General features: G+C 51.8%; 20 protein-coding genes. 5 read left to right on the forward strand and 15 right to left on the reverse strand.

Translation table 11 applies throughout. The features are described from left to right. Nucleotides 1-9 precede the first annotated feature (9 nt). Genes flhe through flhB form a run of 3 tightly spaced genes read right to left on the reverse strand, consistent with a single transcriptional unit; the run spans nt 10 to nt 3,624 of the window. Nucleotides 10-402: a flagellar protein FlhE gene (gene flhe / locus FDW97_RS05905; RefSeq protein ID WP_085048033.1), complete on the reverse strand. Its 393-nt coding sequence runs from the start codon at nt 400-402 to the stop codon at nt 10-12. Further along, nucleotides 402-2,480 carry a flagellar biosynthesis protein FlhA gene (gene flhA, locus FDW97_RS05910; protein WP_006684120.1) on the reverse strand — a complete coding sequence of 693 codons (2,079 nt, stop codon included), beginning with the start codon at nt 2,478-2,480 and terminating at the stop codon, nt 402-404. The genes flhe and flhA overlap by 1 nt, the downstream gene beginning before the upstream one ends. Beyond that, entirely contained in the window at nt 2,473-3,624 is a 1,152-nt protein-coding gene (gene flhB / locus FDW97_RS05915) for a flagellar biosynthesis protein FlhB (protein ID WP_137350758.1), read from the reverse strand. The genes flhA and flhB overlap by 8 nt, the downstream gene beginning before the upstream one ends. Nucleotides 3,625-4,115: 491 nt before the next feature. Between flhB and FDW97_RS05920 the strand changes: the two genes are divergently transcribed. The 4 genes from FDW97_RS05920 (at nt 4,116) to FDW97_RS05935 (ending at nt 9,140) form a co-directional block, all read left to right on the forward strand. Next, complete coding sequence (locus tag FDW97_RS05920) at nt 4,116-4,691, forward strand: fimbrial protein (RefSeq protein WP_038641461.1); 576 nt, start codon at nt 4,116-4,118, stop codon at nt 4,689-4,691. 79 nt (nt 4,692-4,770) lie between these two features. Then, nucleotides 4,771-5,466: a molecular chaperone gene (locus tag FDW97_RS05925; RefSeq protein ID WP_137350759.1), complete on the forward strand. Its 696-nt coding sequence runs from the start codon at nt 4,771-4,773 to the stop codon at nt 5,464-5,466. Further along, nucleotides 5,466-7,994, forward strand: a complete 2,529-nt coding sequence (locus FDW97_RS05930) for a fimbria/pilus outer membrane usher protein (protein WP_137350760.1) — start codon at nt 5,466-5,468, stop codon at nt 7,992-7,994. Before FDW97_RS05925 ends, FDW97_RS05930 begins: the two co-directional genes overlap by 1 nt. 186 nt (nt 7,995-8,180) lie before the next feature. Continuing rightward, the gene (locus FDW97_RS05935; protein ID WP_230592245.1) at nt 8,181-9,140 is read left to right on the forward strand and encodes a fimbrial protein; all 960 of its coding nucleotides are present in this window, start codon (nt 8,181-8,183) and stop codon (nt 9,138-9,140) included. Between the two features lie 50 nt (nt 9,141-9,190). Here FDW97_RS05935 and cheZ read toward each other — a convergent pair whose 3' ends face one another. Genes cheZ through tar form a run of 6 tightly spaced genes read right to left on the reverse strand, consistent with a single transcriptional unit; the run spans nt 9,191 to nt 15,501 of the window. Continuing rightward, nucleotides 9,191-9,835: a protein phosphatase CheZ gene (gene cheZ / locus FDW97_RS05940; RefSeq protein ID WP_038643245.1), complete on the reverse strand. Its 645-nt coding sequence runs from the start codon at nt 9,833-9,835 to the stop codon at nt 9,191-9,193. 13 nt (nt 9,836-9,848) lie between these two features. Continuing rightward, nucleotides 9,849-10,238: a chemotaxis response regulator CheY gene (cheY, locus tag FDW97_RS05945; protein ID WP_038641468.1), complete on the reverse strand. Its 390-nt coding sequence runs from the start codon at nt 10,236-10,238 to the stop codon at nt 9,849-9,851. 18 nt (nt 10,239-10,256) lie between these two features. Continuing rightward, nucleotides 10,257-11,306, reverse strand: a complete 1,050-nt coding sequence (locus FDW97_RS05950; RefSeq protein ID WP_038641470.1) for a chemotaxis response regulator protein-glutamate methylesterase — start codon at nt 11,304-11,306, stop codon at nt 10,257-10,259. Beyond that, nucleotides 11,303-12,175, reverse strand: coding sequence for a protein-glutamate O-methyltransferase CheR (gene cheR, locus FDW97_RS05955; protein ID WP_038641472.1), 873 nt, complete (start codon nt 12,173-12,175; stop codon nt 11,303-11,305). Before cheR ends, FDW97_RS05950 begins: the two co-directional genes overlap by 4 nt. A gap of 19 nt (nt 12,176-12,194) precedes the next feature. Continuing rightward, nucleotides 12,195-13,796 (reverse strand): methyl-accepting chemotaxis protein IV, encoded by a 1,602-nt coding sequence (gene tap / locus FDW97_RS05960; RefSeq protein ID WP_137350761.1) that lies wholly within the window; start codon nt 13,794-13,796, stop codon nt 12,195-12,197. 43 nt (nt 13,797-13,839) lie between these two features. Continuing rightward, entirely contained in the window at nt 13,840-15,501 is a 1,662-nt protein-coding gene (gene tar / locus FDW97_RS05965; protein ID WP_137350762.1) for a methyl-accepting chemotaxis protein II, read from the reverse strand. A gap of 406 nt (nt 15,502-15,907) precedes the next feature. Between tar and FDW97_RS05970 the strand changes: the two genes are divergently transcribed. Further along, nucleotides 15,908-17,167, forward strand: coding sequence for a dicarboxylate/amino acid:cation symporter (locus FDW97_RS05970; protein WP_085048027.1), 1,260 nt, complete (start codon nt 15,908-15,910; stop codon nt 17,165-17,167). Between the two features lie 79 nt (nt 17,168-17,246). On the opposite strand, the gene cheW is transcribed toward FDW97_RS05970, so the two are convergent. The 6 genes from cheW to flhD form a co-directional block, all read right to left on the reverse strand. Then, complete coding sequence (cheW, locus tag FDW97_RS05975) at nt 17,247-17,750, reverse strand: chemotaxis protein CheW (RefSeq protein ID WP_038641481.1); 504 nt, start codon at nt 17,748-17,750, stop codon at nt 17,247-17,249. Between the two features lie 21 nt (nt 17,751-17,771). After that, a complete protein-coding gene (cheA, locus tag FDW97_RS05980) occupies nt 17,772-19,820 on the reverse strand; it encodes a chemotaxis protein CheA (protein WP_137350763.1) in 2,049 nt (682 codons plus the stop codon). A 4-nt stretch (nt 19,821-19,824) separates the two neighbouring features. Next, the gene (gene motB / locus FDW97_RS05985; RefSeq protein ID WP_038641486.1) at nt 19,825-20,754 is read right to left on the reverse strand and encodes a flagellar motor protein MotB; all 930 of its coding nucleotides are present in this window, start codon (nt 20,752-20,754) and stop codon (nt 19,825-19,827) included. Next, complete coding sequence (gene motA, locus FDW97_RS05990; protein ID WP_032939611.1) at nt 20,751-21,638, reverse strand: flagellar motor stator protein MotA; 888 nt, start codon at nt 21,636-21,638, stop codon at nt 20,751-20,753. Before motA ends, motB begins: the two co-directional genes overlap by 4 nt. Before the next feature lie 124 nt (nt 21,639-21,762). Next, entirely contained in the window at nt 21,763-22,347 is a 585-nt protein-coding gene (gene flhC / locus FDW97_RS05995; RefSeq protein ID WP_170973258.1) for a flagellar transcriptional regulator FlhC, read from the reverse strand. Then, nucleotides 22,344-22,685 (reverse strand): flagellar transcriptional regulator FlhD, encoded by a 342-nt coding sequence (gene flhD, locus FDW97_RS06000; protein ID WP_003034622.1) that lies wholly within the window; start codon nt 22,683-22,685, stop codon nt 22,344-22,346. Before flhD ends, flhC begins: the two co-directional genes overlap by 4 nt. Between the last annotated feature and the right edge of the window lie 637 nt (nt 22,686-23,322).

Genomic DNA, 23,322 nt, shown 5'->3' on the forward strand with positions numbered 1-23,322 from the left:
AGGAAGGCGTTAACGATAGTTTACTATTACCTGATTGCTCTGTACTTGTAAGGCGGGGATCAGACGACCGCCGCCGGGAACTTCCCAGACAAAATGCATCGGTTCGATGGCGGGAACATTATTAAACCCGTTGGTGGTGCCACTTTGTCCGTCCAGCTCGACACAGCGGGACTGAGAACATAAACGCACACGTAACCCCGCTGGGGTTGGGCCATTAAGCGCATAGCGCCACGCCACCAGGGTCATCAAACCCGAGACGGGCTGACTGGGAACCAGTGGTGCGGACGAGGCTGACTGGCCACGGTGGTTTAAGGTGATGCCCATTCCGCTCGCCTGCCATGCCCCTTCTCCGGCCGCCTGCGCCACCAAAGGAAAAAGCAACAGCCACAGTAAGTTACGCATTATTTACCTCCAATGGTCGCCGTCATACGAATATGGCGGTTATCGGAAAGCTCCATGTTCGATAACACCACCAGTTGCGGTATGCTGCGGCGTAAAAAGCGTGCCAGTAACGGGCGCAACGCGTGATTAACCAGCAATACCGGCGGCGCACCCAACATTTCCTGACGGGAGAGCGCTTCCTGAGTTTGGGCCAGCAGCCTGTCTGCCAGACCAGGCTCCAGACCGCCGCCGCCCTGTAATGCTTGCAGCAGCAAACGTTCAAGCGGGGTATCAAGACCAATAACCTGAACCTCTTCATTACCCGGGAACCATTGCTGGGTGATGGCGCGCCCCAGCGCAACACGGACTACCGCAGTAAGCTCATGCGGATCGTTTTGCAGCGGCGCATGTTCAGCCAGCGTTTCAAGAATGGTGCGCATATCGCGAATCGGTACTTTTTCGTCCAGTAAGTTCTGCAGCACTTTGTGCAGTGTGGTCAGCGTCACAACCCCAGGGACCAGATCTTCGGTCAGTTTTGGCATCTCCTGTGAGACGCGGTCCAGTAGCTGTTGCGCTTCCTGACGCCCGAACAGCTCAGCGGCAAACTGACCAATCAGGTGATTCAGATGCGTAGCGACAACGGTACTGGCTTCAACCACCGTAAAGCCCTGAATCTGCGCCTGTTCCTTCAATGCGCTCTCAATCCAGATAGCGTCCAGACCGAAAGCCGGATCGACCGTTTTCTCTCCCGGCAACGAACCTGCCGCCGTCCCCGGGTTAATAGCCAGCCAACGTCCGGGATAGGCGTCCCCGCTGCCGATTTCCACCCCTTTCATCAGAATGCGATAGCGGGCGGGTTGCAGATCCATATTGTCACGAATGTGGACCACCGGCGGCAGGAAGCCCATATCCTGGGCAAATTTCTTACGAATACTGCGAATTCGCCCCAGTAGCTCGCCATCCTGCTGAAAATCCACCATTGGGATCAGGCGATAACCCACCTCCATTCCCAGTGAATCCTCCAGTTGCACATCGTTCCAGGTGGCTTCCACCACAGAGTTATTTTCCGGCATTTTTACCGGCTGAGGTTCAGCAGGCGCTTTGAGTTCGCGACCACGCATCCACCAGGCCAGGCCGAGTAATGCGGCGGTAAACATCAAAAATACCAGGTTTGGCATACCAGGTACCAGGCCCAGCAAACCCAGCACCGCTGCACTAAGCAGCATAACGCTTGGATTACTGAACAGTTGGGTCACCATCTGTTCGCCTACATCCTGGTCGGTACTCACGCGGGTCACGATAACACCCGCCGCCGTTGAGATAACCAGCGCGGGGATCTGCGCGACCAGGCCGTCACCGATAGTCAGCAGGGTATAACTTTCCGCGGCGCTGCCCATGCTCATACCATGCTGTAGCACCCCGACCAACAGGCCGCCAACCACGTTGATCACCATGATCAAAATACCGGCGATGGCATCTCCGCGTACGAATTTACTCGCACCATCCATCGAACCGTAGAAGTCCGCTTCCTGCGTCACTTCCGAACGGCGTTTTTTGGCTTCATCTTCGCCAATCAGTCCGGCATTTAAGTCGGCATCAATCGCCATCTGCTTGCCGGGCATACCATCCAGCACGAAGCGTGCGCCAACTTCAGCGATACGACCGGCGCCTTTGGTAATAACCATAAAGTTAATGATGACGAGAATAACGAAAACCACGATCCCGATGGCAAAGTTACCCCCCACCAGGAAGTGGCCAAAGGCTTCAACCACCTTCCCCGCCGCGGCCGCACCGGTATGTCCTTCCATCAAAATGATACGCGTCGACGCGACGTTCAGGGCCAGGCGCAATAATGTGGTGAACAGCAAAATCGTCGGGAATGCAGCAAACTCAAGCGTGCGCTGTGTAAACATCGCCACCAACAGCACCATGATCGACAGCGCAATATTAAACGTGAACAGCAGATCGAGGATGAAAGCCGGCAGCGGCAGCACCATCATCGACAGGATCAGCAGAATGAGGATCGGCCCGGCAAGGATTTGCCATTGCGTGGATTTGAGGTTGCCGGGCAGGCGCAGCATCGCGACCAGATTAGCCATCAGTATTCTTCTCGTTCAGGAAATCCAGTGCGTCAGGCACCGGAAGGTTTTCAGGTTGTGGTGGCGGATTGCCGCCTGCCAGACGCCAGCGTTTTAACTGCCATACCCATGCCAGCACTTCGGCGACGGCGGCATATAATTGCCCCGGTATTTGCTGACCAATCTCTGCATGACGATATAACGCACGCGCCAGTGGTGGTGCTTCTAGCGTGGGGACACGATGCTCGGCGCCAATCTCACGAATGCGTAACGCCACCAGCCCCGCGCCTTTGGCAACAACTTTCGGCGCGCTCATTTTGTTCTCGTCATACTGCAACGCCACCGAGTAGTGCGTGGGGTTGGTCACAATGACGTCCGCTTTCGGTACATCCGCCATCATGCGACGCTGTGCCGCCGCGCGCTGTATTTGGCGTATTTTGCCCTTAACGTGCGGGTCACCTTCGCTTTGCTTAAATTCGTCACGGATATCCTGACGCGACATGCGCAGCTTTTTCAGATGGCTATAAATCTGGAAAAAAACGTCGAACCCGACCATGGGAATGACGCCCAGCACCACCAACAGCGCGCACATACCGACTAAATCCAGGGCATTGCCCATCGCCGTAATCGGTGATTCCGCCATCAGCCGCATCATCGCCGGCCAGTTATGCCAGAGATAAAATCCGGCCACGCTTCCCACTAACGTGGACTTCAGTATCGCTTTGAGTAGTTCGGCACCGGTTTGCGCGGAAAACATGCGTTTAATGCCTGGCAGCGGATTCAACTTAGAGAACTTGGGTTGCAGAGATTTACCACTGAAGATCAAGCCACCAAGCATCACGGGTGAGATCAATGCCACCAGAACGACGCCAGTAATCAACGGCAACAGCGCAATCATCGCGTCTTTAATCAGCAGGATGATTTGGCTGAGGATCAGATTGGGGTCATTGACCATACTGTGGTCAAACCGTAGCCCAGCCGACAGCATGCCAGCCAGTCTGCGGGCCAGCGACTCCCCACCAATCCAGATAATGCACACTCCCACCAGCAAAATAAGCAGTGAAGTCAGCTCCTTGGATCGGGGGATCTGCCCTTCCTCCCGTGCTTTTTCAAGTCGGTGGGGTGTGGGGGCTTCTGTTTTGTCGTCGTCGCTTTCTTCTGCCACAGTACGTGCTCGTTACCCATTACGTCTGACTTATCATGCCAGCATGGTCCGTAAGCAATGGCGAGAAAAAACCGCGCAATCATGCTCTTTTCGGGGTTTACCCGGCGGATAGATCCTGCGCAATATCGTCTCATCGTCGGCTAAAATCGCTTTCACAGCATAATATTTATTAATTTCTGAATTAAGAAACATTAAAAAAAGACGAACATAACTCTGTTAACAGAACAAAATCGAATAAAAAAATAGCAATTCCGCCTAAGTTTTAGAAGAAAGCAATATAAGAAATGCTTAACATAATCACATTATATATCATTCCCTTCAGACTCAATAATAAAATAAAAAATCATAAGCTTTAATTATAACCCACTTAACCCCACCCTACTCCACAACGATTAAACCTCATGTATACTGGCGGCCGAATAATATTACCGTTGAGCTACACCCATATTTTTATGGAATAAAATATTAACACTTACAGGGATTATCAAATCATGAAGATGAAGAAAAGCGCTGTATTTTTTGCTCTGCTGTCAGCATATTCATTTAATGTATTAGCCGCAGAAATGAATGCAGGGACGATTCATTTTACCGGAGAAATTATTGAACCAAGTTGTGTCATTGATGGAGATGATGGTACGGACAGCACTATACCGCTGGGTACGTGGCCGACATCATTATTTACCACTGTAGGTACAGAAACAGATCTGGTTGATGTCGATATAAAACTGACTGACTGTCCGGTGACGACTGAAGGTCTGACTTCCGTGCAGTTAACCTTTAATGGCCCTACCGCATTAACCAAGTCCAATACGCTTCTTGACGTCAGTCAGATCACGACCGCAGGAGAGACGGCAGCTACCGGAGTGGGTATTGCACTTAGCCCGATCAACTCACCAACAACATTGTTGGCCTTCGATGGTTCAGAGGGGCAAGTTTATATTCCGCTATCAACAGAGTCCACCGATACCATTCAGGCTCACCTTCAGGCTCGCTATAAATCGTTCGCAAAAGAAGTCACCGCTGGCCCGGCTGATGCGGACATGACAATTAATATTTTATATCGCTAACACTTTCTGTTTTTACGCCTGGAATACTTCCAGGCGCTTAATACCATCGATAATATTTAACCTATTACGGGTCCATTTTATGCGCATCCTTATTATGGTGGCATTATTCCCTCCTCTCTTTTACTCGTGTTTTTGTCCGGCGAGTGGAATTCAGGTTGGCCGCACACGGATTATTTTTGACGCTAACAAAAAAGAGGTCGCGCTGGCGCTGACTAATACTGACACGCAACTGCCATGGTTAATTCAGTCGTGGACCGATACGGGGGATGAGAAGACGCGCGGACCTTTTATCGTTACCCCGCCGCTTTTTCGCCTCAACGCGCAAAAAGAGCAGAGCCTGCGTATCACCTGGAACGGCACGCCACTGCCAGAGAATAAAGAATCGCTGTTTTATATGAACGTGCGCACTATTCCGGCTACCACCAAAGAAAATGAAAGTAAAAATATTCTTCGGCTAATCTATAAAACCCGTCTCAAACTGCTCTGGCGCCCTAAAAATATTACGGGTTCACCGGCACAAAGCTGCGAGAAGTTACAGTTTGTGCGTTCAGGTAACCAGTTACAGGTAACGAATAATAACGCCTTCTATACGGTTTTCGATAGCTTACACTTGGGCGCAGTTTCACTTCCGAAGGCGGATATGGTGGCACCTTTCAGCACCGCCACTTTCCCGCTGCCCTTGCAAGCTAACGGTGATCAGGTTACCTGGCACTGCATTACCGACTACGGAAATGCCTCGCAACAATACTCGGCCCCGTTGAGCAAGGGGGGTTAATGTTGCGACGTTCTACGTTTGCTCCTTCGAGGCTGTCGCTGCTAATCCGCGGTCTTCTCAGCATTGCATTTGTCGTTTCAGGCCATGCTTTCGCACGGGAATATTCCTTTTCCTCTTCATCACTGGAGGGCAACGAACTCTCGCAACAGGATATCGATTTGTCGCTTTTCTCCCGCGAAAATGCGCAACTGCCCGGTACCTGGCCTTCGCGGCTACAGCTCAATAAGACGTTGCTGGGTGAAGAACCGGTTACCTATACAAGTGCCACAGATGGTACGCTTCAGGCACAGTTCACGCCGGAAATGCTGCGCCACTGGGGCGTTAAAATTGAGAACTATCCAGCACTTGCGGATGCGCCAGCGAATGTACCTCTCCCACACCCTCTGGGGTATTACATCCCGCAAGCCTCATCATCGCTCGACTTTTCCACGATGACGCTCAATATCAGCATGCCGCAGGCCGCCATTGCGAATCCGGCCAGGGATGGTATTGACCCGTCACTGTGGGATGACGGCGTACCGGTTCTGTTTACGGATTACAGTTATTCAGGTTCACAGACCCGTGACGGTAACCATAATACCTCTGACAGCCAGTACCTCAATCTGCGTAGTGGTCTTAACCTGGGCGGGTGGCGGGTACGCAACTATTCCACCTGGAGCAAAGCTGAAAGCATCAATGCCTGGAATGCCATTAATACCTATCTGCAGCATGATATTGATGTGCTACGCAGCCAGTTTACCGCGGGTGAAAACAGCACCCGTGGCGATGTCTTCGACAGTATTCAGTACACAGGTGTAAATCTGGCCTCCGATGACGAAATGTTACCGTTCAGCCAGCGCGGCTACGCGCCCGTTGTACGCGGGATCGCCAGTTCAAATGCGGAAGTCTCCATTCGGCAAAATGGCTATTTGATCTACCAGCAAAACGTTGCCCCGGGGGCTTTTGAGATTTCCGATCTCTACTCGACAACCAACAGCGGCGATCTGGATATCACGGTAAAAGAAGCCGACGGCACAGAGCATCATTTTACCCAACCTTACTCCAGCACCGCCGTGATGTTACGTCCCGGCAGGATAAAATACGAAGTCACCGCGGCCCGTTACCGGGCGGCCAGCAGCAGCGACGAGAAAGAACCCGAATTCGCCCAGGCCAGTTTTATCTACGGTTTGAACAATGCCGCAACGCTGTTCGGCGGAGTCACCTCTTCTGGTGATTATCAGGCTGCGAACGCCGGGATCGGTATAGCACTGGGCGAGTTGGGCGCCCTTTCGGCTGACGTCACGGCAGCCAGAGCCACGCTGGATAATGATCAAACAAGTTCCGGTCAGTCGTATCGCCTGCTTTACTCGGGCAAGATCGAGCGTACCGCCACCAACTTCACGCTCGCCAGCTATCGCTATTCTACGCAGGGCTATTACAGCTTCAGTGATGCCAATAAGAAATACAGCGGTAATGAAGATGACCTGATGTTCAGCTATAACAAACGCAACCGAATTCAGGCCAGCATCAGCCAAACATTGCTGGGCAGCAGCATCTACCTGAACGGTTATCAGCAGGACTACTGGGGGACCTCAGAAACTGAACGCAGCCTGTCTGCCGGAGTAAATACGACAATAAATGGGATTAGCTATCATCTGACTTATACCTACAGTAAAACCAGCGATCGACAAGACGATCAGATGATCGCCTTTGGACTCAGCGTGCCTCTCAGCCGCTGGTTGCCCAACGCATGGTCGACCTATAACGTCAGCAGCAGCAAACATGGCTATACCCGCCATAATATCGGGTTGAACGGCACGCTACTTGACGATCAGCGTCTGAGCTATTCCCTGCAGCAAAGCCACAGCAATCACGACGGCGAAGATACCAGCAGTCTGTACAGCAGCTACCGCTCGCAATACGCCAGTTTGAACGCCGGCTATTACACTTCATCGGACCGCTCGCAACAGTTGAATCTGGGTGCCAGCGGCGCGATTGTCGCCCATCCTCACGGCATCACCTTTTCTCAACCATTGGGCGATCAGTTTGCCATAGTCTCTGCTCAAGGGGCAAAAGGCATCCGCTTTCAGAATCAGCGCGGTATACGCACCGACTGGCAGGGTAATGCTGTCATCCCCTCCCTGACGCCGTATCAGAAAAACAGCATCCGAATTGATACCACCAGCCTGCCGGATGATGTAGATACCGATGCAACTGCCACAACCGTCATTCCAAGCCGTAGCGCAGCGGTGGCGGCAAACTTTGTCGCGCACATCGGTTATCGGGCGCTTCTCCATCTCACCAATGCCAGGGAACAAGTGATTCCTTTCGGTGCAATGGTCTCCGTCGATAATGCCTCAATTCTCGGCATCGTTGATGATACCGGCACCGTCTACCTCGCAGGGGTTCCGGCGACCTTTCCGATAACCATTCAATGGGGTAAGGCTCGTGAACAACAATGCCATGCCAGCGTGGTACTCCCTGAGCCCGAACACGCTGCGAATCTCGCAGGGATTCTCTCTACTCAGGCCATTTGCAAACAGGAATAACATATGCGCCACATTTTTGCGGTCGTATTGACCTCGGTTCTCTTTATATTGCCAGCCTCAGTCCAGGCTGCGATAACGCTATTAACAAATTGCTTTGGAGCATCTGCTGACTATTCAGTGTCATATGAGCATGAACTCAGCAGCACAGAAAACAACACAAATTATTCATACTTAACGGGGAGCTACATGCCAGGTACCGGGACTGAGATCGAAGCCAATTGCACATGTCCCGCCAATACCACATCAGCATCGATGATTTATGAATACAACTTCGCCGGTAGTCCGCTGACGGCAGGCGTCAGTGGATACGGAGTCTTAACAGAGAACCTGGATATCAAGGTTTCGGGATTTAACGACGCTATCGACAATCCCGATGGCATGGGGTTAAGTGAGATCAAAATCACCGAGTACCCGACCCCAATCGGCAATATGGGCAGTCAAAAGGCAGACCAAAAACTGTCGGAAGGGACGGCAGATGTCTGTAACAACGAAACGCGACCGACCGGTGGCGCAACGGTCAAACGAAAGTTCAAGCTCAGCGTGATTCGCTTTTATCTGTACATTAAAAAACCGATTCTGGGTGAAGAGATCATCAACCCCACGCTGGTTGTGCAAAGCTATGCCTGTCTGTATACAGGAAATGGTTCATGCCGCAACACCGATGCTCAACTGGTGTCCAATATCTGGCTGAGCGGTAAGCTTACCGCCCCTCTCAGTTGTACGATTAATGCTGGAAGCACCATTGAGGTTGATATGGGGAGTATTATCAGCAGTCAGTTTGTTAACCAGGGTCAACCGCCAAAAGGCTATACGCTGAAAGATGTCGATATCGCCTACCATTGTGACGGCCCCGCCATCAGCAACAGCGACAAGATTAAGCTGACGTTGACCGCCGATCAGGGCGTGGTAGAGGGTAGTCAGTCCTACATCGCCAAACTGATTGGCAGAAACGATCTCGGTATCAGAATGTTTGATGCAAATAATCAGAACGTAGTACTGGATGGTTCTGTGGACTTTCCGGTTACGCTGGATGAACAGGGAAATGGCATAATTAACATGACGGCCGCGCCGGTCTCTACCACCGCCAGCCGCCCGGAACCAGGAAGCTTTGAAGGCAACATGACCGTTAAAATGGATTTACGCTGAGAACTTTCCCCTCAGACCTACTCTGCGGCCTGAGGGGACTCGCGCAACAATCAGAACCCGAGACTATCCAGCAGGTCGTCAACCTGATCCTGACTTGCCACCACGCCGGCTTTTGAGGTGTCAACCTGTGGGCCGTTCAGCAAGCTTTCGTTTTCACGTTTTGGACGAGCGCCCTGCTCCGGAATGTTTTCCAGCAGAACCATCAGCAGCTGACGTTCAATCTCCTGGATAACATCCATCATACGCTTGATGACCTGACCGGTGAGGTCCTGGAAATCCTGCGCCATCATGATGTCCAGCAACTGGGCATTGGTGAAGCTGGTATGTCCGGGCACGTCACCAAGAAACTGACGGGTGTCGGTGACCAGTTCCCGGGCGTCAGACAGCTCGATCGGATTTTCGAACCATTCATCCCAGCGTTTTGTCAGCTCTTTGGCCCCTTTTTCCATCGCGTCCTGGTGCGGTTGCGAAGCTTCCACGCTGTTCAGCGCGCGCTCTGCCGCCTGTGCAGTCATTTGCACAACGTAATCGAGACGATCGCGGGCATCGGGAATCGCTTCCGCCGCTTCGGCAATAGCCTGATCCAGCCCCAGTTCGCGCAGGCTGTCGCGCAGCATTCGGGTCAAACTGCCGATGCGCGCGATGATGTCCCCTGCTGAGTGTTCGTCAGCAGGTTTAATTTGTGGTTGCATCATCATTATCACACCCTCACATGCCCAGTTTCTCAAAGATCTTATTGAGTTTTTCTTCCAGCGTCGCCGCCGTAAACGGTTTAACGACATAACCACTGGCGCCTGCCTGTGCTGCCGCAATAATGTTTTCTTTCTTCGCTTCTGCCGTGACCATCAGCACTGGCAGGGAAGACATTCCGCCATCTGCACGAATGGTTTTCAGCAGTTCCAGGCCGTCCATATTCGGCATGTTCCAGTCGGAAATGACAAAACCGAATCCCCCAGTCTGCAGCTTATTCAGCGCATCCACGCCGTCTTCCGCCTCTTCAACATTGTTGAACCCCAGCTCTTTGAGCAGGTTACGCACGATGCGACGCATGGTGGAAAAGTCATCCACAACCAAAAACTTAAGCTCTTTATCCGCCATAAAAAATAGACTCCTGATTCAAATACGTATTGCCTGTCCGGCACTGATTTTCGCCAGCATTTGCTGGCTTACCTGGCTAAGATCGACCACTTCGCTTACGCCACCCATATTGATGGCCTCGCGCGGCATGCCGAACACCACACAACTTGCTTCATTTTGCGCAATGGTCCAGGCGCCAGCCTGGTTCATCGCTAACATTCCGGCGGCGCCGTCGTTGCCCATGCCGGTCAGGATCACTCCCACCGCATTACGCCCCGCATGTTTTGCCACCGAATGGAACAGCACATCCACTGAAGGCCGGTGCCGGTTAACCGGCGGGCCGTCATGAATTTTGATTTGGTAGTTCGCGCCGCTACGCGCCAGCTCCATATGTTTGTCACCGGGCGCAATATACGCATGCCCCGGGAGAACGCGTTCCCCGTCTTCGGCTTCTTTCACCGTGATCTGACACAGTTTGTTCAGACGTTCGGCGAACGAGCGGGTAAATCCTGGCGGCATATGCTGGGTGATAAGAATACCTGGACTTGAAAGCGGCAATGGCTGGAGTACATGGCGAATTGCCTCTGTTCCTCCGGTTGAGGCGCCAATCACCAGCAATTTTTCCGAACTGAGTAATGGCCCTGCTTTCAAGGTCGTTGGTGCTGCCATGGGTTTATGAGCCGCCAGTTTTGCCCGCGACGCAGTGCGGATCTTCTCCGCGATCATTTCGCTGTAGGCCAGCATCCCTTCACGGATCCCCAACTGCGGTTTAGTGACAAAATCAATCGCCCCCAACTCCAGCGCCCGCAACGTGACCTCTGAACCTTTACCGGTCAGAGAAGAGACCATGACGACCGGCATCGGACGCAGACGCATCAACTTCTCAAGAAAGTCGAGACCGTCCATGCGCGGCATCTCCACATCCAGCGTCAGTACGTCGGGATTGTATTTTTTGATTAAATCCCGGGCGACCAACGGATCTGGTGCCGTCGCCACCATTTCCATATCACTGTGGCTGTTAATAATTTCGGTCATGATTTGACGCATCAATGCAGAATCATCAACCGACAACACCCTGATTTTACTCATGCTTTATCCTTACCTGGCGCATGCGCATACACGGTCTGTCCACGCAGGCTAAACTCGCGCACGAGGTTGCTAAAGTTTTCTGAATGACCTGCGAACAGCAGCCCATCTGGTTTAAGAAGTGGAACAAAACGGTGCAATATGTCCTGTTGCGTCGTTTTATCGAAGTAGATCATTACGTTACGGCAAAATATGGCATCGAAGGGCCCAGGCACGTTGTACTGCTTATCCAGTAAATTCACGCTGGAAAATTCAACATGCCCCGCCAGTTCCTGCCGGACGCGTACCAGCCCTTCATGCGGTCCGGTGCCGCGCATGAAATAACGCTGCAACTGCTGGGGTGACAGCGTCTTTAGCTCATCAAGGCGGTAAATACCGCTTCTCGCCTTTTCCAGCACTTCGGTATCAATGTCGCTGGCAAAAACACGCCAGCGGCCCGGCGCCATACCTAAGGTATCGGCGAGCGTAATGGCGATGCTGTACGGCTCTTCTCCGGTTGACGCCGCCGCGCTCCAGACGCGGTATTCACCGCTACGCCGACGAGCATGATCCGACAGCACCGGAAAATGATGCCCTTCGCGAAAAAACGCGGTCAGGTTGGTGGTCAGAGAATTAATAAAAGCCTGCCACTCAGCACTGTTCTGGTTAGCTTCCAGCATGCTGAGATAGCGACCAAAGTCATCCAGACCCAGGGTTCGCAGACGGCGGACCAGGCGGTTATAAACCATGTCCCGCTTATGGTCGGCCAGTACGATCCCCGCACGCTGGTAGATTAATTGACATATCCGACGAAAATGCGCGTCAGACAGCGCGAGGCGCTGTGTCATCTGTAACAATAATGACGTTTGCCCGGAGGGCAGAGATGATGTCATAGCGCCTTCTCAATCACATTCAGGATACAACGGGCACAACCTGCGGTTGCGCCAACTCTTGTTTTGCTACGTTTTGCTCTTCAAGCTTAAAAAATGCGACACAGGCAGAAAGATGATCGGCCTGCGTGGCGAGTTGTCCGGTGGCGGATGCGGCTTCTTCCACCAGCCCGGCGTTTTGCTGCGTCACGGAGTCCATCTGGCTGACGGCCTGCGCCACCTGTTCAATACCTCTGCGCTGTTCATCAGACGCCGAGGCAATCTCCCCCATGATGTCGTTCACCCGGGTCACAGAGCTGACAATTTCTGTCATCGTGCGCGCGGCCATATCGACCAACTGCGATCCCTGATGAACCCGGGTGACAGATTCCTCAATCAGTCCCTTAATTTCCTTTGCTGCCTGTGCGCTCCGGCTGGCCAGATTGCGCACTTCTCCAGCAACAACGGCAAAACCGCGCCCCTGTTCCCCCGCTCGTGCAGCCTCTACAGCGGCATTCAGCGCCAGGATATTGGTCTGAAAGGCAATGCTGTCAATCACCCCGATAATGTCGCCAATTTTCTGCGAGCTGGCGGAAATCTCATGCATAGTACTGGCGACCCGCGACGTCTGTTCGCCGCCTTTATGGGCTGTGTCTGCCGCACTTTTAGCAATTCCTGAAGCCTGGCGCGCGTTATCCGCATTCTGCCCAACGGTGGCAGTGAGTTGTTCCATACTGGCGGCCGTTTGCGCCAGTGCAGCCGCCTGCTGTTCAGTTCGTGAAGACAAATCGTTATTGCCCATCGCGATCTCTGAAATGCCACTGTGCATGGCTGAGCTACCCTGGCGAACTTCACTCACTGTTTCACGCAGCGCCTGCTGCATCTTCTTCAGACTGGCAAAAATGGCCGAGATCTCATTGCGACCATAAACTGCTACCGGCCGTGCCAGGTTACCTGCGGCAATGCTGTCGAAATGGCTGCCGATAATCGCCAGCGGCTGGACAATCATCTTGCGCGACCAGTACAACGCCGCACTGGTTAACAGCACCGCCAGTACCACCATGACGGCGAAAATCACCCCCGACATATGATAATTTCGCTGGCTGAGATCCCCTGCTGTTTGCAACACGCGGTCAATGCTGCTCTGCCACGCATTAACATTCGCATCAAAAGCAGCTTGCGAAGCCTGCACCGGCGCGGTCAGAAAATCTGACAATTGGTTGTTCTCAAGCCAGGTTGCCTGATGAACCAGATCGCTGTGCCATTGGCTAAAGCTTTTCTCCGTCGCGCCAATCAGCGCCTTCTCTTGTTCTGTGGTATCCGACGTCGCCATAAAGCGTTTAAACATTGACTCTGACTGCGCCAGGCTATCGCGCGCAAGCGTCATCAAGGCTTTGATATCCTCTGGCGGATAGCTCAGTGCAGTCAGCGTTCCTGCCTTATTAAGGGCCGTACTGGCCTGTAATAACACAGCGCGGGTTTGGGCCAGCGCAGCGCGTTGTTGGTTACTCCGTTCGACCTGATTCAGGTTTTGAAAACCGTCCCGAAATGCCCAGAAGGACAAGCCATTACTGCCAATCTGCAAAACACCGCAGAGGATTAAAATCAAAAACAGCGTGGTCGAAATTCGAATACGATTAAACATCAACGCTCCCATCGGGCGGCGCAGGCCGCGGTTCAACTACCAGTCAAAATGTTTCCCAATTCGTATCTTGTTCACTATTCTGGCGCGGAGATGATGCAGTCGCAGTCGCCGCCGCAAGTAACCGCGTATCACGGGGTTTAGCCGACGTCGGGCGTGACGCGAGACGGAAAATCGACACCGACTGGGTTAAGCGACTGGCCTGTTCTTCGAGCGCTGCCGCTGCGGCGGCCGATTCCTGAACCAGCGAGGCGTTCTGTTGCGTCACACGATCCATTTCAGATACTGCGAGCGCAACCTGATCTATCCCGCGGCTCTGTTCGTCTGAAGCGGAGGCGATTTCCCCCATAATGTCGGTCACCCGCGTCACCGCATTGACGATGTCATTCATGGTTTCCCCGGCGCTCTCTACCAGGACAGAACCGGTATCCACTCGGGAAACAGAGTCTTCAATCAATGCTTTGATCTCTTTCGCCGCCTGCGCACTACGGCTCGCCAGATTACGCACTTCGCCTGCGACCACAGCAAAACCACGCCCTTGCTCACCGGCACGCGCCGCTTCAACCGCCGCATTCAGTGCGAGAATATTGGTCTGGAAAGCAATGCCATCGATGACGCTGATGATGTCGGCAATTTTCTTCGAGCTATCGGCAATTTCATGCATGGTGTTCACCACGCGATCAACCACTTTGCCGCCATGTTGTGCGGTATCAGAGGCGCTTTTCGCCAATTGAGAAGCCTGACGCGCGTTATCCGCGTTTTGCTTCACGGTTGCGGTCAGTTGTTCCATGCTGGCGGCGGTCTCTTCCAGCGCAGATGCCTGTTGCTCAGTACGGGATGAAAGATCGGTGTTACCACTGGCGATTTCGCTGGTACCGGAATAAATCGCATCAGAACCTTCACGTACCAGGGTGACGGTTTCCGTCAGTGAACGCTGCATATGGTCAACCGTACTGGCCAGCTCACCAATTTCGTTACGTCCGTGGACCGTCAACGTCGCGGTTAAATTACCGCTGGCGATCTCACGGATATGAGCAATAACGCGCGCCAGAGGGTTGAGCAAGGTATGACGGATGCCGTACCACACCACCACCAGAATCAGCACCAGCACCACGGCCAGAATGCCGAGCTGCCATTGGGCGAAGTGGTAATCACGCGCGCTTTGATCGAACGCCTGAACGTAAAGCTTCTCGCTAACGCTGGCATACTTGCCCAACGCCTCGCCGAGCGCGTTTTGCATTCCCTGAGTAGGTTGCGCGAAATAGGCATCCATATTGCCGTTTTCCAGAAACTGGACCAGTTCTGATAAGGCCGCATGGTACTGCTGATACTTCTCATCAACGTTACCGCTGGCTTCTGCCATCTCCGGCAACGGCGTGATGTTTTTAAATTTTGCGTAATGCGTTTCTGCCTGCTCCAGCGATGCTTTCGCATTCTTTAGCAGATCGTTTTTCGCGCTGCTTTGCTGATTGGACGCATCCATCATCATACGCGCGGAAGAACGGCTTAAATTAATACGTGTTTGCAGCATCAGATCCCATGTCGAGGTGAGTTCGCTTTGCTGCTGTCGAAGATCGTTAGAAATAACAAAACTTTGCTGATTCTGCTGCAATGAAGAAAACAACAAACCACCGGAAACAAGCTGTAGCAGTGCGAAAACCCCCAGCACCATCATCAGCATTGTGACAACGCGGATACGGTTAAACATAAGGCACCTTCCTGAAAACGAGTTATCAACGTTATCGGCACTCGCTGAGATAACTTTACGTTTGCGAAAGGGAAATACGGGAGGGAAATACAGTCAGGCAGAACCACTGAGCAGCAGTTGAACAGCCACCACAAGTCATTCACATAAAAACATCATAATTATCATGTAAATAACATTCATATTTGCCTGTTCTTAAGGTCAGATGAGAACAATCATGCACTTTTTCGTGATTCAGATCACATATTCTCTTCGTAAATACCACAACAAAATGAATAAAAAATTAAAAAAAGTTGTATCCGATTACGCTTTAATCCAATTTATATGATGAATATTTCGTTACCACTTAATAAGTATAAAAAATGAGTAACCGAACAATAAATGTTAAATCCTTACTGAGGGCTTTTTAGTGGCAAATGCAAACAAACTCACGTTGTTTATTGTGATCTTCATGCTGGCGGGGATCCTGTCGGGTGCAGGGATCCACTCTTATGCCTCGCCCGGCGTTGTTACCGCCTGGGCCGATAATATTACGCTTCTCACCGACATCTTTTTGCGCCTGATTAAGATGGTGATTGCGCCTTTAGTCTTCAGCACCCTGACCGTGGGTATTATGCGCCTGGGCGAAACCTCAACCATCGGGCGCGTGGGTGGCAAAGCGATGATCTGGTTTATCAGCTCTTCTATTCTGTCTATTCTGGTCGGTCTGTTTGTGGTCTCCCTCGAACAACCCGGCAGCGGCCTGAACCTGGCGATCCCGCTGGAAGCCACCGATACCGGCCTGGCCGTAGGCGGTATGAGCCTGAAAGGTTTTCTGACGCATACCATTCCCACCAGCATCGCTGAGGCGATGGCCAACAATGAGATTCTGCAAATCGTCGTGTTCTCGATGTTCTTCGGCATCGGTGGTGCTTCGCTCGGCGAAAAATTTAACGCCCCGCTGGTTGCCGCGCTGGATGTCGTCTCCCACATTATGCTGAAGGTGACCGGTTACGTGATGTATGTTGCGCCGCTGGCTATTTTTGCCGCAATATCTTCCGTTATCTCCACCCAGGGCCTGGGGATCCTGCTCAACTACGCGTCGTTCATTGGCGGTTATTATGTGGCCATTTTGCTGACCTGTCTGGTCCTGCTGGCCGTGGGTTATGTGATGCTGAAAAAAGAGGTGTTCCGTCTGGTCAGCATGCTGAAAGACCCGGTGCTGGTCGCCTTCACCACCAGCAGTTCCGAAGCCGCTTATCCGAAAACGCTGGAGCAATTAACCAAATTTGGCTGCTCGCCTAATATCGTGTCATTTGTACTGCCTATCGGTTATTCGTTTAACCTGGTGGGTTCTATGGTCTACTGCTCATTTGCATCTATGTTTATCGCACAGGCCTACAATATCCATCTCTCCTTTGCAGAAATCACCGTCCTGATGTTGACCCTGATGCTGGCGTCCAAAGGGATTGCCGGTGTACCGCGTTCTGCGCTGGTGGTGCTGGCGGCAACCATTCCAAGCTTTAATATTCCGGTTGCAGGAATTTTGTTACTGATGGGTATCGACCATTTCCTCGATATGGGGCGCTCAGCGATCAACGTATTAGGTAACGGGATTGCAACGGCGATGCTGGCACAGGATGAAGGTTTACTGGAAGAAGAACCGGAACTGGTTGAACGAGAAGCGTAAGAAGGAAAGGTGTCGGATGCGCTACGCTTATCCGGCCTACAATAGCAATTATTGTAGGCTGGATAATATGTTTACTTATTTACGCCATATGAGCAGCGGCAATATCTAACAACGCCATCTCTTCGCTGTTCAGCAGTTTCTCAATATTGACCAGAATCAGCATCCTCTCTCCCAGCGCGCCCAGACCCGTCAGATATTCCGTTGACAGCGTAACCGCGAATTCCGGTGCCGGTCGGATTTGATCGGTTGTCAGCGACAGCACGTCAGATACGCCGTCAACCACAATCCCAACCACCCGTTGCCCCAGATTCAGTACAATCACCACGGTGTTTTCGTTGTAATCCACATCGCTCTGGCTAAACTTCACGCGCAGATCAACAATCGGCACAATCACACCGCGCAGGTTTGTAACGCCTTTGATAAACGCTGGCGTGTTAGCAATGCGGGTTACCTGATCGTAACCACGAATTTCCTGCACTTTCAGGATATCGATACCGTACTCTTCATCCCCCAGCGTAAACACGAGGAATTCCTGACCTGACGGTTCGCCGGCCAGTTTAGTTACATTACTCATACCGGTCATATTATTCCCTTTCTTACTCAATCAGGCGGCTGTGATCGCCACACGTTGTTCGCGGTTTAACCCCTGCAATGCAGACACATCAACAATCAACGCGACGCTACCGTCGCCGAGAATCGTTGCAGCAGAAATACCTGGCACTTTGCGGTAGTTGCTTTCCAGGTTTTTGACCACCACCTGGTGTTGGCCAATTAACTGATCGACAAGCAGCGCATAGCGACGACCTGCGCTTTGTAAAATCACCACGATGCCCTGCGTTGCTTCGGTTTTTGCGCCTTCAACTTCGAAGACTTTCCACAATTCAACCAGCGGCAAATATTCGCCACGCACTTCCAGAACGCGCTCTCCTCCGGCCAGCGGATGGAGATCTTCTTCGCGCGGTTGCAGTGACTCCATCACGGCATTCAGCGGCAGAATAAAGACTTCGTCCGCCACGCGTACGGACATCCCGTCAAGGATCGCCAAGGTCAGCGGCAGCAAAATTCGGATGGTCGTCCCCTGTCCTTGCTTCGATTGGATCTCAACATGGCCGCCCATCTCCTGGATATTTCGCTTCACCACGTCCATCCCCACACCGCGACCAGAGACATCCGTCACCTGTTCAGCCGTCGAGAAGCCCGGGGCGAAAATCAGCATACCGACTTCGTCATCGCTCATGTTTTCGTGGATCGGCATCCCCTGGGAGATGGCTTTGGCGAGGATTCGTTCGCGGTTCAGACCAGCGCCATCATCGGTCACTTCAATACAAATATTCCCGCCCTGGTGTTCGGCGGAAAGCGTCAGATTGCCGATGGGGCTTTTCCCGGCTTCGAGACGTTTTTCCGGCAGTTCAATACCGTGGTCCAGACTGTTACGCACCAGGTGCGTCAATGGATCGATGATGCGTTCAATCAGGCTTTTATCGAGTTCTGTTGAACTCCCCACCTGCGTCAGCTCAACCTGTTTACCCAATTTACCCGCCAGGTCGCGGACCAGGCGTGGGAAACGGCTGAACACGTACTCCATCGGCATCATACGAATCGACATCACCGACTCTTGCAAATCACGGGCGTTACGTTGTAACTGCCCCATGCTGGTGATGAGATCGCCGTGATTGACCGGATCCAGTTCATTAGAACGCTGGGCCAGCATTGACTGGGTGATAACCAGTTCACCGACCAGGTTAATGAGCTGATCAACCTTCTCAACCGCTACGCGGATGCTGGTTGATTCACTGGCGCGGGCAGGCTTATCACGTTCCGCGCGGGCGTGTGGCGCTTCACTGGCGGCGGTTTTAACCGCAGGCGCGACGGCAACCGGCTGCGGCGTCGCGACTACGGCTACCGCTTCAGTTTCCGCTTTCGCATCAACCGCCACGGGCGCTGCGCTGACGGTTTCGAATTCAATCTGATCCGCTTCAATTACGAAGCAAAGCACCGCAATAATGTCATCTTCCGCAAGGTTGCCATCCAGCGTTGCAGACAGCGTATCGCTTCCTTTCACCACGTCGGTTAAGGTCGCCAGATTTCCTAGCTCCTCTTCCAGCAGATCGACTTCACTGGATTTCAGGCGCGAGAGAATAATCCGTTTCTTGACCTCTTTACTGGCCGGAGCGGAATTGGCAACGGTTTCTTCCTGCATCGCCGCCCCGTCAACAACGCTCAGCTTTGCGGTATTGACGAGCGCGGCTGAGGTTTCACCTTTTGCTTCAAGCGCTAACTGTCGTAACGCATTACAAATGTACTCAAAGCTGGCGGCATCCGGCTCTTCTGAGTTTTTATAGGCGTCGAGCTGTTCCTGCATAATATCTTTCGTTTCCAAAAACAGGTTGATAATGTCGGCATTAAGCTGCATCTCGCCACGCCGTGCTTCATCCAGCAGGTTTTCCATCAGATGGGTCGTTTCCTGCAAAATGGTAAAGCCGAAGGTGCCCGCCCCGCCTTTTATCGAGTGAGCGGCACGAAAAATGGCATTCAGCTGTTCGGAATCCGGGGCTTCAGGAACCAAATCGAGCAGGTGTTGCTCCATGTCGGCCAACAGTTCGTCGGCTTCATCAAAAAAAGTCTGATAAAAATCGCTAATATCCATGCTCACGCTATCACCTCGGATTGGCTGGTGGCGATGTGGGAACGCTTGCCGGCGGAAGTTCCGCTGGCTGTTGTAAGACACTTACCGGCTCATTCTGGCTTTCAGCGTTTTCATGCAAAATGGCCTCTTCTGCCTGCTTATTGAGAACCAGCAGGCTAATACGGCGGTTGATGGCGTCCTCAGGACCGCGATCGCTCAGACGCATCGTGGCGGCCATGCCTACCACCCGTAATACTTTTCCATCATCCAGACCGCCGCTAACCAGCTCGCGGCGCGACGCATTAGCGCGATCGGCAGACAGTTCCCAGTTGCTGTACCCTTTCTCACCGTTGGCGTAAGGGTAATCGTCTGTATGTCCGGAAAGACTGATTCGGTTAGGGATGCCGTTGAGCACTGGCGCAATAGCCCGCAGGATATCGCGCATATACGGCTCAACTTCAGCACTTCCGGTCTTAAACATTGGTCGGTTCTGACTGTCGATAATCTGAATACGCAGCCCTTCCTGAACTAAATCAATTTTCAAATGCGGGCGCAGCGCACGCAGTTTAGGGTCCGATTCAATCAATTGATCGAGATCGCCGCGAAGTTTGCTTAAACGGCTTTGCTCCATGCGTTTTCTCAAATCATCAATATTCGGCTGCTTGTGCACTTCTCCCTGCTGCTGGGTGTAATCATCCCCTCCACCAGGGATGGGGCTTTGGCTATTCGAAATACGATTGCCGCCTGTCACCGCGGTAGCCAGTGGAGTACGGAAATATTCGGCAATCTGGATCAATTCTTTAGGGCTGGAGATGGAAATGAGCCACATCACCAGAAAGAAGGCCATCATCGCGGTCATAAAATCGGCGTAGGCGATTTTCCACGAACCATGCGCCCCACCACCGTGACCTTTATGTTTACGTCGCTTTACGACGATAATGGGATGGGCCTGATTTTTCATGCGTCCTCGGTCGTCTGCTGCGCAGCTGGATTTCTCACCGCACGAACATGCTCTTCCAGTTCGATAAACGAAGGACGTTCGCTGGAATACAATGTCTTACGACCAAATTCGACGGCAATCGGCGGGGCGTAACCATTCAGGTTGGAGAGCAGCGTTATCTTCACGCACTGCATCATCTTGGTGGTTTCAGCGCTTTTCTGACGCAGGACGCTGGCAAGTGGAGAAATAAAGCCATAGGCCAGTAAAATACCGAGGAATGTCCCCACCATCGCATGCGCAATCAGCGAACCCAGTTCAGCCGCCGGACGATCGGCGGAAGCCAGCGCATGGACAACGCCCATGACCGCCGCCACAATCCCGAATGCTGGTAGCGAGTCGCCAACCATCGCCAGGCTATTAGCCGGAACTTCGGCTTCGCTCTCATGAGTCTCAATTTCTTCGTCCATCAGCGCTTCAATCTCAAACGTATTCATGTTGCCGCTGATGATCAGTCGCAGATAATCGACAATAAAATCAAGCATCACGGCATCTGCAAGAATGCGTGGATAGCTGGCGAAGATTTCACTCTCTTTAGGGTTTTCGATGTCACGTTCGAGCGAGAACATGCCCTGCTGACGTGACTTGGCCATCAGGCGATATAGCAGCGCCAGCAGATCCATATACATCGCTTTGGTGTATTTCGAACGACGGAAAAGCATCGGGATCGCTTTCATCGTTCCCTTAATGGCTTTTCCGTTATTGCCGACGATGAATGCCCCAATACCTGCGCCACCGATAATCACCAGCTCAGCCGGTTGATAGAGTGCCCCAAGGTGTCCGCCGGTCATCATGTAACCGCCGAAAACTGTACCAATAACAACCAGGTAACCTAATAAGATAAGCACGACATCATCCTTTCGCAATTGACTATGACAGGATGCGCAGTCGGGAAGTTAACTTGAGGTCAGGACAAAAAAAAGCAGCGGTAATCGCTTACCGCTGCTGGAGTGTTTATCCACACCGTATCAGTTAAACAGCCTGTTCGATCTGTTCATCCAGCAGTTGTGGAATAATATCGGCAGCATTCTGGGAAAGTTTACGTCTTTTTACGGCCCGTGATGGCGGCTGGCATAAACTGCAGGCAAAGCTGCCTGCGGGTTGGTGTGCGTGGGTGATAAAGTTCCCGCCGCAGCAGTTGCATGTGGACAATTCCAGCAATCCGCTGTCGACAAAACGTACCAGCGTCCATGCGCGAGTTAACGCCAGCAGTGGACCATCTTCCTGCTGCGGACACTGCTCAAGATATAAACGATACGCTTTAATTACGGCATCCACACCGCTACACAACCCTGTTTTGAGCAGGAATTGCCATGCATTGCAAAACATCGAGGCATGGATATTTTGTTCCCACGTCATAAACCAATCGGTGGAGAAAGGAAGCATCCCTTTTGGCGGAGGACTGCCGCGTAATTCTTTGTACAGCTTGATAAGACGACCACGACTTAATTGCGTTTCGCTTTCCAGCATTTGCAAACGGGCGCCCAATGTGATTAATTCCATTGCCAACTGGATATCACGCGCTTCCTGAACAATGCTTTTTTCGCTCATCATCAAGCCCTTTTCTTGCGCGCGGCATCATCGATGTCGCTTAACAGTCGCGTAGAAAGCATGATGCCGGTATGAATTTGCTGGAGATCGTCAACGCGGGAGTCTTGCGTCAGGCGAGTAACAGTCTGGTGATCGTCGAAACGGAAGTGACACACCAGTTGGTTTGTTTCAGCCAGTTTGACCATTTGAGGAAGAGTTAATGTTGCCAACGTGTCCGCCATCTCTTCGCTGATACCAAGGCGAAACATCGCAGATGCTTTGTCCTGAACGATCAAACGTTGTGCAAGCAATAAATATGACAAATTGATGTCATAAATGTGTTTCAGCAACTCGGATGTATGCATTATTTGCATCCATAATAACCAACATTATTTTCATGCGGTGAAACCGCACCCCGTGATGTCGCCGGGAAGTCCCGGTAAAAAAAGCAAAAGGTCAAATACATAGCAGCGTGACGACACATACACGTTGTGTAAATCAGCCCTTTTGAAGAATGCGCACTTCTTACAAGCTCACATCAATTCTTACAATTGTCTAAGATTTTTCCTAATTCGACGCAACTCTACCCGCCGCCAGTTACACATACAACGGAACCGTGCTGCGAATTTAAAGAATATGTGACGCAGATCACATAAATCAGCTAAACACTTAACATAAATCCATCAGCGCAGCTTTTACTTTGCCTATTTTTTAAACCGACATTCATCTTTTCGATTCCTGGCGTACGAATATTCTTGCAATAAAAGCGAATAGTATTTTGTTCACAAACGTTAATATCACACCATGAAATAGCGAGCTGGATCACATATTTTATGTAAAACGACTTTTCAATTAAATTGTTTATAAACAACAACTTAAATATTAAGGGTGATTAATTAATACCGCGCAGTGATAACCCGCCAAATGTTAATATTTGTTTATTTTTTATTAACACATTGTTTTCATTGGCAGCGAGTTTTACTTAAGTGACCAGAACCTATT

Source organism: Citrobacter sp. wls708 (genome assembly GCF_005281255.1).
In the GTDB taxonomy this organism is placed as follows: Bacteria; Pseudomonadota; Gammaproteobacteria; order Enterobacterales; family Enterobacteriaceae; genus Citrobacter; species Citrobacter werkmanii.